Source organism: Pseudoalteromonas sp. bablab_jr011, from assembly GCF_016464045.1.
GTDB classification, from domain to species: domain Bacteria; phylum Pseudomonadota; class Gammaproteobacteria; order Enterobacterales; family Alteromonadaceae; genus Pseudoalteromonas; species Pseudoalteromonas lipolytica.
In genome coordinates this window covers 1-13,013 of record NZ_JACDWU010000286.1, presented here as the reverse complement: position 1 = coordinate 13,013, position 13,013 = coordinate 1, and the positions used below count along the sequence as shown (strand labels likewise).

Below are 13,013 nucleotides of genomic sequence, written 5' to 3'. Positions count from 1 at the left end.
ACGACTTAAACTTTACAACTATAACTATAACAAAGGATGAACTATGGAAAAGTGGCTAATTGTAGCAATGTTCACACAGGTCTTACTTACGTTCATTATTATGTTCATAATGGGTAAACGCCGTTTTCGTGCTGCAAAGCAAAAAACAATTGAAATGAAAGATTTTCTTACCATGGAGCTCGAAAAAGCCGGCTCAGATGTGCGTGTCGCAGATCGAAATTTTATTAATCAATTCGAAATGCCTGTGTTGTTCTTTATTGCCTGTTTAACAGCCTTACAGTTAAATGCGGTAGGTTATATGTTTGTGGCATTAGCGTGGGTTTATGTTTTGCTGCGTGTTGTGCACAGTTATATTCATTTAACATCAAATACGTTAAAAGTGCGTTATTACAGTTTTGTTATTAGCAGTTTAGTAATGCTATCTATGTGGGTGGTCATTTTAACTCGCGTTTTTTAGCGTCCATACTCGGTAAGGCGAATTAAACGCCTTACCGAAATAAGTGTTTATTTTTTAAAGCGACTCACGCCTGTAAAGGCAAGAAGAGATAGTAGCCATGCCATGCTCCCTGAACTTCCGCCACTGGTCCCATCCCCAGAATCAACATTGTCAATTAAGGTGTTTTCTTTAGGTTGCAGCGATGCAGATGAGTTAGGGTCGTCATTTACGATAATAACACTGTTAATCGTCACTAAGTCCTCAGCATTAAAACCCGATGTCGTATCAGGACACTGATCTTTATTAAGGCCTACAACAGGAATTTCACCACAATGCACCAAAGACGTAATTGCATCAATTGCCTGTTGGCTATCTGCTGTAATTTCACCGAACACAGTAAAACCACCATTTTGTACGTCTAAATTCGCGCTGTTATCTTTTAAGTTAAAAAACCATTGGCTTGTTGCACTATTCGCATTGCCGCCTTGTTTGGCCATCGCTATTGTGCCTTTCACATTTGATAACTCAGGTTCGTTTTTTATTGCAGGCTTCGTTTCAATCTCTTTAAAATCAGTATCATAACTAAAGCCACCGCCTTGCAAAACAAAGTTATCTACAGAGCGATGAATAACACTGCCATCATACGCGCCATCGCCAACGTAGCTTAAGAAGTTTTCAACTGTTACCGGTGTTTGTTGATCATATAAGTTGATAGTAATAGTGCCGTGATCGGTTTGCATTTCTACAACTGTTGCATTTGCTTGGAAACACGCAGCAAATAACAATGAAGATACCAAGTGCTTTTTCATTATTAATCATTCCTGATAATTTTTATTATAAAACTGCCAAGAGACTAAACAAAAAACAGCTGTCGTAAAATAGCAGACCAAACAGTTACACAAAACACATCAAATCAATCACAACTTAGTTACACTTATTTACATCGCGTATTCATTTTAGTTATATAAAAATTGCTTTTAAAAGCAAAATCGTCTTATCAAATACACTGAGTTTGTTAGTATCTACACGACAACAATGAACACATAGGAACACCACTATGGCTAATGAAGAAACCGCAATCTGCGATTTTGGCTTACACCAAGGTGAGCCATACAATAAGCTCCCAGCAAGCTTCCTTAACTGGATGGTTGGTAATAACCACCAAAAATCCCATTATGCTGAACAAGAGTTACAACGTAGACAATTAGCGGCGACGGGACAATTAAATACACAAATGAGCAATAAAAACGTATAAAAGTCATTTAATTTAAACCTCAGTCGTTTAAACTAAGCGCATAATTAACCTCATGCTTTTATCAGGCAACATATTATGCGCTTTTTTATTTTATCTTCACTACTTGTCACACTCACTGCATGTAGTAGCTCTTCAAATCATACTGATAGTGTTCAATACCTTACACTTCTCCACACGAACGATAACCATGGCCGTTTTTGGCACAATGAACAAGGTGAATACGGCATGGCTGCTCGTAAGACCCTTATCGATCGATTAAAAGCAGAAGCAGTCAACAATGGACACGCCGTATTATTATTGTCTGGTGGCGATATTAATACTGGTATTCCTGAATCTGACTTACAGCACGCTGAACCAGATTTTAAAGGAATGTCTGCAATTGGTTATGATGCAATGGCAATTGGAAACCATGAGTTTGATAACCCATTAGCTGTTTTAGATAAACAACAACAGTGGTCAAACTTTCCATTCTTATCTGCCAATATTTTTGATAAAGAAACCGGAAAAACAGCCTATCAGGCTTATGAAGTATTCGAAAAAAATGGCCTTAAAATAGCCGTCATTGGTTTAACGACCACGGATACGGCAAAGATTGGTAATCCGCAATACATTGGCGGGCTAGATTTTCAAGATCCGGTCACTGTGACAACCCGCTTAGCCCCTAAAATAGAGGCGCAATATAATCCCGATATTACAATTGCTGTTACGCATATGGGCCATTATGTCGATGCCAACTATGGTATTAATGCACCCGGCGACGTGACAATGGCGCGCAATTTACCGAAGGGTATGATTGATATTATCGTAGGCGGCCACTCTCAAGAACCTGTGTGTATGTCAGAAGAGAATGTCGCAGATGTTAATTTTGCACCAGGAAAGGCCTGTAAACCAGACCAACAAAATGGGACATGGATTATGCAAGCCCATGAATGGGGTAAATATGTTGGTAAAGCCGAGTTTAAACTAGAAGGTGACGAATTGACTCTCCTTAACTATTCACTTATTCCTGTTAACTTATATGTTGAAAATAAAGAGGGTAAAAAACAGCTAGCAGGTGATTATATAGAGCCCGATAAGTCACTCAAAAACATGCTTGCTGTATACCAAGAAAAAGGCGCAGCCCAAATTGCAGGGAAAATAGGTGAAGTTGATAGCAAACTAGAAGGAGATCGTAATAAAGTGCGTTATCAACAAGTAAACCTAGCTCGCGTGATTATTGCAGCACAAATGCAATCTGTCGGAGCTGACTTTGGCATAATTAGTGGCGGTGGTATCCGAGATAGTATTCACGCAGGTGATGTAAGCTACAAAGATATTTTAAAAGTACACCCGTTTAAAAATAGAATTACGTACATTGATATAACAGGTAAAGACCTGTTTGATTACCTTGACGTTGTGACATCATTCCCACCCGACTCAGGTGCGTATTTACAATATCATAAGCTTAGTTTTAAACGCGAAAACAATCAGCTATCCGATGTTAAAATTAATGGTGCGCCAATTGAAATGACTAAAACCTACCGTATGAGTATCAATAGCTACAATGCCTCAGGCGGTGATGGTTACCCAACGCTTACCAAAAAAGCCGGATTCGTTAGTACTGATGATACCGATGCACAGGCATTGAAACGTTACTTCGAACAGAACAGTCCTCTGAAAGCGGCCGATTACGCGCCTAATTAGGGGTTAAAGTCATAAAGAAAGGGAAGTCAGTAACATGCACTTCCCTTTTTTATTTCTTATAAGCTACTTTGTGGTTGTTATTTTCCAATAACTTCAATGTCATCTAGCGTAATGCCCTTTAAACCATAATGGTGTAGACGAGAGCGAGACCCTTCCCCATGTGCTTTAGGTGGATAATAGGTGTCTTTAATTTCTGGGAGTTCCTGCCAAACCTCATCAAGGGCCGCGCGTATTTCACTTAATGTTTTTTCTAAACTATTCGTGAAATTTGGTCGTTTGCGTATGGTGTGACCAAGTTCTACTAACCGGTAAAAATACTTATTAGCCAGTGCTAACAACTCTTCGGGAACATCTTTATTTTGATTAAGTATGACGTCTGGGTTTTCAACACAAAACTCAACTAGGGCCAAATAAAAACACAGCGGCTTATTCGCTAAAGCAACGGTTTTTTCTTTGTCGCAATTTGCTGACAATGTTTTACTTTTAAGGTCAACAATCAGTTTTGGTTGCAATTGAGTATGTTTTTCAACATCAGGGGTATGTTTCGCAATTTTTATTTTAGTGCGCTCACTCAAAAAGAGTAAATAGGTAAACAATCCTGCAAATCCACAAACTAAAATCAACACAACAATGTCATTTTTTTCAAATATCGAGGAGTCTACGACAAAACTAACACTGAGAGATTTTTGTGGTGTGTGTAATTGTTTCACAATTAAATCAGCACGCGCAGGGTATTCTGAAATTCCCTCAATAGAGTAAACAAACACATCAGAGGCAGATAACTGGCTATTTAACTGTTCAATATAATTAAGCACCATGTCTTTACTACCCGAATGTTTAAGAAAGTCATCGGGTAAATTTAAGTAGTTCAGGTCAAGTGCAATGCGATTTTCTATTTTAACGATTGTTAACGCATTATTCGCACGGTTATCACTATATTTAGCAGAAATATAACTCGCAAACATCATAATACTTGCGACACAGAAAACCACTGCATAGGCAAACTTTACTCTAGTTGGCAGCATTGTTTTCCCCTGTACTGCGTTTTATTTGCTTTTCAGCATCACATTCCCAAAATGATTCTACATGATTGAAGTAGTGTGAATTCTGGCTGCGCGCTAATTCTGTTAAGCGTAATTGCACAGCGCAAAGTAGATCAGTATTTTCATTTTCCATTTTTAAGTACCAGCGACTACCACTAATATTATCGCTAATCGGGGTAATATAATTTGCGGAAAACTTTGCTTGATCCGAATCTTGCCAATATGAAGAAATCAAATCGACCTGACCACTGGCAAGTAATTCTCTCAGTTCAAAATGAGAGCTGGCATAAACAATGTTTAAGTTCTCAAGGTTAATATCTAACTTTTTGAATAATTGCTTCGGTAGTATATGACCAGAACGACTTGTCGGATAATCTAACAGGCCAATACGTTTATCAAGAAAGTAACTTTTCTCTACACGAGGTTTTTCAGTACTTGAAATTAAATAAGCGGTGTAATTTGGAAACCCCACTACAGCTTGATAGTTATAGGTCGATTCTGCCATAAACGCATTTATAAGATTCTCTTTAGCGAGAATAATATCAGCAATTCCTTTACCTAAAAACTCGATTGTGTCTGAGGTTTTATAGCCCCAGTAAGATGTGACCGTTCCATATTGCTTACTAATAATGTCATCACTACACAGTACTTTCGCAACGTCCTCAGCAAGCACTTTACCTGATGAATAAACAACAAGTTCATTAAGATTAACATCTGACTTTGTTGCACATCGATACGAAGTTTCTATGAAAGCGTCAATATCAGAAATCGGGGCTTTACTCTGCATCGTTCCGATGCAAAAAAACAAAATAAGAGACAGAAACAAAAATGTAACAATCGATGATTTTTTTATTAGTATTGTTTTAAAATTCAATTTTAATAGCCAACAACGCACTGTTGTCTCTATTTGAACAATTATTCTTACTCATTGCAATAGGTAACTTTACTTAAACATTGTAACCTATTGATTTTATGTATTTATGAACAAGAAATTATGAATCTTATTGAGTCCTTTCTATTTCAGCTGAAATTCAGGAGAATTGACATTATGGAATCGTGCTTAATTACGCATTTATTCGGACACTGACTCAATGTTACAAAAAACAAAAACAATGTTGCTCATCTCAACTGGCATTTTATCTATGTCAATGAGCTCACCTTCTCACGCATGGGGGCAAAACGGCCACCGTATTGTAGGTGAAGTAGCTGCAAACCATATTACTGACACCACTCGCAAAGCTTTAACTCCCCTATTAGACGGTGAATCATTACCTCAAATTGCTACCTGGGCCGATGAAATGCGCTCAGCACCTGAAACATTCTGGCAAAAGAAATCATCACGCTGGCATTACATAAACTTTGATGAAGGCGATGCAAAGCCAAAGTACGATGAACACGCACACCATAATAAAGACTCTGTTACAGATATTTTAGAAGGCATTGAATACTCAATTACAGTATTAAAAAATGACAATGCATCCATTGCTGAAAAGCAGTTCGCTTTGCGCTTTTTAGTTCATTTGGTCGGCGATAGTCACCAACCTTTTCATGCAGGTAGAGGCGAAGACCGCGGCGGAAATAATATTTCTGTCACATTCTTCGGTCAAAATACCAATTTACATAGCTTATGGGACACAAAGTTAATTGAAAACGAAAACTTGTCCTATAGTGAATTTGCGCAATTTATAGACACTAAAAATGAAGAACTTATAGCAGATTACCTCTCAAGCTCTCCAAGCGATTGGTTAATAGAATCTCATAATATTGCAAAATCAATCTATAAAGAAAATGAAACAAGCATAAGTTACAGTTACATATACAAAAATGTACCAGTTATAAAAACTCGCCTACAACAAGGTGGGATCAGATTAGCCGGTTTATTAAATTCGTTATTTGATAAATCAGCAAAACCGTTAGTAAAGGCACTAAAGATGCCAACTAACAGTGAACTATAAACTAACAAACCTCTAACACGGGAAATAACATAATGAATAAGTTACGCCTTTCGAAATTAACCGGAGCAGTTATATTAGCTCTTGGTGTTTCAACAAGTGCTATGGCTGCAGATACCTCATCTTCAATGAGAGGTAAAATCACAACCCCTTCTGGTGAAGCAGCTGCAAATGTTAAAATAAAGGTTATTCACCAACCAACTGGCACAGTCAGTGAGTTAACTACAAATGAAAGCGGTACTTTCATCGCAAATGGTCTACGTGTTGGTGGCCCATACACTGTACTTATCGACTCAGATACACACAGTGACAGCATGGTAGAAAATATCTACCTTGAGCTTGGTGATACTTACCGCTTACAAGAACAACTAAACTCATTAGCAATGGAAAAAATTGAAGTTTCTGGCTATAAAATTGTTCAACAGTCTGGCGGTTCAAGCAGTGTTTTCGGTGAAGACACAATCAATAATATGCCAAGCTTTAATAAAGACATTAAAGATGTCGCAAGATTAAATCCTCTTGCAAGTATTAATGGTGGCGGAGAGCTTACGTTTGCCGGTAATAACCCGCGTACAAATAGCCTGACCGTTGATGGTATTGGCCAAAACGATGACTTCGGCTTAAACTATGGCGGCTACCCTACTGCTCAACCACCTGTTGCACTTGATGCAATCGAGCAAATTTCTGTAGATGTATCACCGTTCTCGGCATCAAAAGGTAACTTTGGTGGTGGTACAATTAATGCTGTTACAAAATCTGGTACTAATGAATTCAAGTTCTCAGGTTTCTACGAAACATCAACACCAGATATGGCGGGTGATGTAAATAATATTTCAGAAGTTTCTGTCGATGGGCGCCCAGTTTTAGACGAAGATGGCCATAAAACATTTGAAATTAACAAGGTTGAACCTACTCAAACAGAAGAACGTTTCGGTTTTAACGTGGGCGGTCCACTAATCAAAGACACGCTTTTCTATTTTGTTAACTACAACAGTTGGAAGAGCGAGCTTGATTTAGATTATGGTTTTGAGGGCTCTGGTGCAACGAACGAATACAATGTAACTGAAGAGCAGTTCAGCAATTTCTTATCTGTATTAGACAATGTATATGGTTTCCAAGACTCTTTAGGTGGCGATCCTGAAGACACAAATGAATCATTACTTGTTAAGCTAAGCTGGAACATCAATGACGCACACCGTCTAGATTTCACATACCAGTGGCAAGATGATCAAGACGAAAAAAACTTCGGCACTGGAGGCAAAACGATATCTCTAGCTTCAAGCCGTTATACATACGCAACTAAGTTCAATAACTTCTCGACAAAACTATACTCAGATTGGAGCGATGTTTTCTCATCAGAGATTGGTATCGCATACAAAGATGTCAGCTCAAACAGCTTAACAAACTCGAATATTGGTAGTGTTAAAGTTGAAGAATACTACCGTGGTCCAGCATATCAGTTTGGTACAGACCAATACCGTCACGCGAATGAGTCATCAACTGAAAACCTAACATTGACATTTGATGGTACTTACCTTCTTGAGGAGCATGAGCTTAACTTTGGTATTCAGTATGAATCACTTAATCTTTATAACTTATTTGCTGCAAATTCATTAGGTTCATGGGAGTTTGATAGTGTTGCTGGTTTTGCAAACCGTGAGGTAGGTAACTTTAATGGTACTTATGACTTCTCTTATGGTAATGCATACACAAACAACGCTGCAGACACAGCATATGATGCAACGCGTAGCCAATTAGCAATCTACCTAGAAGATACTTTTTACATTGGTGACGATTTAGAAGTAAATGCAGGTATTCGTTATGAGCGTTTGGCATCTGACGACAAGCCAACTCTAAATGAAAACTTCGTAGAGACTTATGGTTTTTCAAACCAAGAAAACCTTGATGGTGTAGATATCATCCTACCACGTGTTGGGTTTAAATATTACGCAACAGAAAACCTAACAATCAGTGGTGGTGTAGGTCGTTTCCAGGGTGGTATTCCTAACGTTTGGTATAACAACTCGTACCAAAAAGACGGTATTACTCTTGTTGATGCACCACAATCAGTTATTAATGATTACTACGCAAATAACCCTGCAGATATCACATCTGTGCCAGGTGCAATTCAAGATTCACTGGTTAAAGGTGCGGGTAGCACAAACTACATTGACCCTAATTTTAAACTACCTTCAAGCATCCGTAGCCAAATTGGTTTCGAGTATGACTTTGACTCTGAATTACTTGGTAATGGTTTCAAATGGCAAGCTGAAATTGCTTACCACAAGAAAGAAAACGAAGCGATTTGGCACAACACGGCTATCGTCCCTGTGGGCGTTGCAGCAGATGGCGAGCGTTTAATCCAAGAAAGCATCTACTCAGGTGATTTAGCTGATAACTTCGATATCATGCTTACAAACTCATCTGATGATGGCCGTTCAGTTATCTTCTCAACAGCACTTGCAAAAGAATGGGATAACGGTTTATACATCTCAGCAAGCTATGCACACCAAGATATCACTGAAGCTGCTTCAGGTTCATCTTCGCAAGCACAAAGTAACTACCAGCATAATGTTACTAAAAACCGTAACCAAGACTTAGCACAGCGTGGTGCCTATGAAGTAGAACATAGCTTTAAAGTGAACATCAGCTACCACACTGAATTCTTTAAAGGCTATAACACAAAGTTTGACCTTTACTTTGAGCGTCGTTCAGGTCGCCCTTACAGTCACACAATGGCTTCGTACCAAGACGGTGCGCTAGGTGATTCGCGTGACTTCTACTCAAGCTCTGCATACTTAGCTTATATTCCAACAGGTGCGGATGATCCAAATGTAAACTGGGATGAATCGCAACTTACCTGGGGTGAACTTGAAGCACTACTTGATAGAGCCGGTATTTCTGAGCGAGGTGAAATCTTAGACCGTAATACGGGTACTATGCCTTGGGTTACAACTATGGATATCAGCGTTAAGCAAGAAATCCCAGGTTTCGCTAAAGGTCATAGCGGTGAAGTGTATTTCATGATTGATAACTTTGCTAACTTACTTAATAGCGACTGGGGTATTGAAAAACGTCTTAGCTATCAAGACCAATCAGTTTATGACTTTGGTGGTTTAGATGACCAAGGCCGCTATATAATTCATGAAGCATACAATGGTGCCGATGTAAGAAATTACACTCTAATCGATCAAAGTGCTTCTGCATGGCAAGCTAAAATTGGTATTAGTTACAAGTTCTAATCTATACTATTTAAGCCCGTTTTATTACGGGCTTTTTTATATCTGTAATAAAAATGACACACATTGATTTTAAAAAAGGAAAGGTATTTACACCCAGTAAGTATCGTAATTTAATAACGGGAAACCTCATGAAATCAACATTTAATAAAAGTACACTGGCAATAGCTGTTGCGACATGTTTAACGTTCAGCCATGCTGCAATGGCTAATGAAACCTCGTCTTCTATAAAAGGACAAGTTACAGGCCCAAATGGCAATCCTGCTGCTGGTACGCAAATAACAATAATCCATATCCCTTCAGGCTCAGTTAAAAAAACAACTGTAACAAATGAAGGTAATTTTTCTAGCCAAGGCCTCCGCGTTGGCGGGCCTTACAAAATAATCGTCGATTCTGATCAATATGAAGATCAACAACTTGATGGTATTTATTTGACCCTAGGTCAAGATTATCCTGTGACTGTTAGTTTACAAACACAGCAAATGGAACAAATCGTGGTATCTGGAGCGCCTATAAGCGCACAAACTGGTAGCACAGGCCCTGCAAGTCACTTCTCGCTTGAAGATCTAGAATCTCGCCCTGCCATAAACCGTGATTTAAAAGATATTATTCGCGCCGATCCACGCATCTTTATTGATGAAACAAATGCAAACTCGATTAATTGTGGAGGCGGTAACCCTCGCTTCAACAGCCTAACTGTTGATGGTGTCCGCATGAATGATAACTTCGGTTTAAATTCTAGTGGTTACCCGACTGAACGCATGCCGTTTTCATTCGATTCAATAGACCAAGTGGCCGTTGAACTTGCACCATTTGATGTGCAATACGGTGGTTTTACATCGTGTAATATTAATGCGGTTACAAAGTCAGGCACCAATGAAATTCATGGTGGTTTATTTTACGACTATACCAACGACTCAATGTCTGGCGACTCTATCGAAGGTAAAAAATTTGATACAGGGAACTACACTGAAAAACGTTATGGTTTTAATGTAGGACTACCTTTAATTGAAGATAAATTATTCTTTTTTACTTCTTACGAAAAGCTAGAAGGAGCACAAATCTTTGATTATATTCCTTTTGCTGACAGCCGTATTGACCAAGCAACAATCGATCGAATTACACAAATCTCGATAGATAACTACGACTACGATCCTGGTAGCATGATTCCGAGCCTACCTGTCGAAGACGAAAAGATTTTAGTAAAGCTTGACTGGAACATTAACGATGCCCACCGTGCAAGCCTTGTATATAACTATAATGACGGTTTCTCGCTTGCTCAATCTGATGCAGACTCTGATGAAATTGCTCTTTCAAACCATTTCTATGAGCGTGGTGCAAAACTAGAGTCTTATGTTGCGTCTCTTTACTCTGATTGGACAGATAACTTTTCAACAGAAGTAAGAGTGGGTTATTCAAAACTAGATAACCGCCAACAATCATTGGATGCAGCATCTGGTTTTGGTGAGTTCCGTATCGATACCGGTGATATTGATGTTTATATCGGCCCTGACGACTCACGCCAATCAAATATCCTAAATTATGACAACCTATCACTTAAATTAGGTGGCACATACTATTTAGAAGATCATGAATTATCATTTGGCTATGAGCGTGAAGAACTAGATGTATACAACTTATTTGTTCAACATACTGAGGGCGAATATCGATTTAGTTCAATTGAAGATTTTGAAAATGGTATTGCTCGTGTTTACTATGGCAACGCATCATCACAAAACCCAGACGATGCAGCTGGCGAATTTGCTTACGCTTTGAACACCGTTTACTTTCAAGATAAGTTTGAGCTAATCGACTATGACATTACGATTACGGCAGGTCTTCGTTATGATTGGTATACAAGTAGCGACAAACCAACCCATAACCAAAATTTTGAAGACAGATATGGCTTTTCAAATAGCCAAAACCTTGATGGTATTGACCTTCTTCAACCACGTTTAGGTATCAATTGGATTTATAACGATCAATTAGAGTTACGTGGTGGTTTTGGTCTATATTCTGGTGGTAATCCAAATGTTTGGGTTTCAAACAGCTACTCTAATGACGGTGTAAGAAATATTCAGATTGACCAAAAAGGCCTGCAAATTCTTGGTGATGATGCCATTGCATTTAATGGCGGCGGTAAGCCTGGTTATGACATTCCACAATCTCTTTATGACGAGGTTGGACAAGGTGGTGCAGATGCAAGTGCAAATGTTACAGATCCTGACTTTGAAATTCCTTCAGAATGGAAGTTCTCTTTAGGTGGTACTTACATCACTAGCAATGATTATGTGTTCAATGTTGATTACCTCTACACAGATAAACAAGACTCAGCAATTATTCGCAACATCGCCAACGTACAAACAGACACAGCGCCAGATGGCCGCCCTGTTTACAACGATGTTTTACACCCGCGTGTATCTGACTTTATGCTGACAAATGTAGAAGGCAGTGATGCTTATTCGCATGTACTTTCTTTATCAATGAATAAAGCATTTGATAATGGCATTGATTTAGCACTTTCTTATGCTTATACCGTGGCTAAAGATGTGAGCCCAATGACCAGCTCTGTTGCATTCTCGAATTATCACTTTATTGCAGTGTCTGATTCAGAGAACCCTGGGGTTACAACTTCTAACTATGAAATACCACATCGCTTTACGCTGTCTCTAGGTTACAGCCATGAAATATTTGACGGCTATGAAACTAAATTCAATCTATTTGGTCAAGCACAACAAACTAACCCGTACTCTTATACCTTCGATAAAGATTCAAAAGGTTTAGGCTATAATGATGCGAGCCGCCAACTTTTATATGTACCAGAAGTTGATGATGCATCAGTTGTTTATGGCCCTGACTTCGATCAAACCGCCTTTAATAACTGGGTTGAAAGTGAAGGCTTAAAACGAGGTGAAATCCAAAAACGAAATAATATTGATGGCGACTGGTGGGTTACATTTGATCTAAAAGTTGAGCAAGAGTTTATGGGCTTTACACCTGATCAAAAAGGCTCTGCTTATTTTGTAATTAAAAACATTGGTAATCTAATAAACGATGATTGGGGTGTTTTAAAATCAGGTAGTTCATTGCAAAGTGCAGTAACGACAGAACTTGTTGATGGGCAGTATATTTACAACTCTTTCAACAACCCAGCTGGTACAAGCGTACAAACAAAACCCTCACTTTGGGAAATGCGTGTAGGCGTTCGTTACACATTCTAATAACAATTTAGTCTTGTTATAAAATAAAGCCCGCCCCTACTGGCTAATGCCAGTCAGTTAAGAGCTGACTGGCATTTTCTTTTGTAAGGATACTTATTTGGTTTCCTTCTTATCACCCTTGGATAATGCCTGTCTGGTAGCCTATCGGGTAAGATAAACAACCTAAGTGTTGTCAGTAACTCAT

9 protein-coding genes are annotated in these 13,013 nt (G+C 38.7%); 6 read left to right on the top strand and 3 right to left on the bottom strand.

The features are described 5' to 3' along the window. The first annotated feature begins 43 nt into the window (after positions 1-43). A complete protein-coding gene (locus JIG41_RS17585; protein WP_065979162.1) occupies positions 44-457 on the top strand; it encodes an MAPEG family protein in 414 nt (137 codons plus the stop codon). Between the two features lie 47 nt (positions 458-504). On the opposite strand, the gene JIG41_RS17580 is transcribed toward JIG41_RS17585, so the two are convergent. Next, positions 505-1,245: a peptidylprolyl isomerase gene (locus JIG41_RS17580; RefSeq protein ID WP_199525175.1), complete on the bottom strand. Its 741-nt coding sequence runs from the start codon at positions 1,243-1,245 to the stop codon at positions 505-507. 248 nt (positions 1,246-1,493) lie between these two features. Between JIG41_RS17580 and JIG41_RS17575 the strand changes: the two genes are divergently transcribed. Together JIG41_RS17575 and ushA are read left to right on the top strand one after the other, a co-directional pair. After that, positions 1,494-1,691, top strand: a complete 198-nt coding sequence (locus tag JIG41_RS17575; RefSeq protein ID WP_036972706.1) for a hypothetical protein — start codon at positions 1,494-1,496, stop codon at positions 1,689-1,691. A 75-nt stretch (positions 1,692-1,766) separates the two neighbouring features. Then, positions 1,767-3,374 (top strand): bifunctional UDP-sugar hydrolase/5'-nucleotidase UshA, encoded by a 1,608-nt coding sequence (ushA, locus tag JIG41_RS17570; RefSeq protein WP_074989151.1) that lies wholly within the window; start codon positions 1,767-1,769, stop codon positions 3,372-3,374. 77 nt (positions 3,375-3,451) lie between these two features. On the opposite strand, the gene JIG41_RS17565 is transcribed toward ushA, so the two are convergent. Beyond that, entirely contained in the window at positions 3,452-4,399 is a 948-nt protein-coding gene (locus JIG41_RS17565; RefSeq protein WP_249406709.1) for a hypothetical protein, read from the bottom strand. Then, positions 4,386-5,204 carry a hypothetical protein gene (locus JIG41_RS17560; protein ID WP_409372749.1) on the bottom strand — a complete coding sequence of 273 codons (819 nt, stop codon included), beginning with the start codon at positions 5,202-5,204 and terminating at the stop codon, positions 4,386-4,388. Before JIG41_RS17560 ends, JIG41_RS17565 begins: the two co-directional genes overlap by 14 nt. A 304-nt stretch (positions 5,205-5,508) precedes the next feature. On the opposite strand from JIG41_RS17560, the gene JIG41_RS17555 reads away from it, so the two are divergent. The 3 genes from JIG41_RS17555 (at position 5,509) to JIG41_RS17545 (ending at position 12,829) form a co-directional block, all read left to right on the top strand. Beyond that, positions 5,509-6,372, top strand: coding sequence for a S1/P1 nuclease (locus JIG41_RS17555; protein ID WP_199525173.1), 864 nt, complete (start codon positions 5,509-5,511; stop codon positions 6,370-6,372). Between the two features lie 32 nt (positions 6,373-6,404). Then, the gene (locus JIG41_RS17550; protein WP_199525172.1) at positions 6,405-9,611 is read left to right on the top strand and encodes a TonB-dependent receptor; all 3,207 of its coding nucleotides are present in this window, start codon (positions 6,405-6,407) and stop codon (positions 9,609-9,611) included. A 128-nt stretch (positions 9,612-9,739) separates the two neighbouring features. Further along, positions 9,740-12,829, top strand: a complete 3,090-nt coding sequence (locus JIG41_RS17545) for a TonB-dependent receptor (RefSeq protein WP_199525171.1) — start codon at positions 9,740-9,742, stop codon at positions 12,827-12,829. The last annotated feature ends 184 nt before the right edge of the window (positions 12,830-13,013 follow it).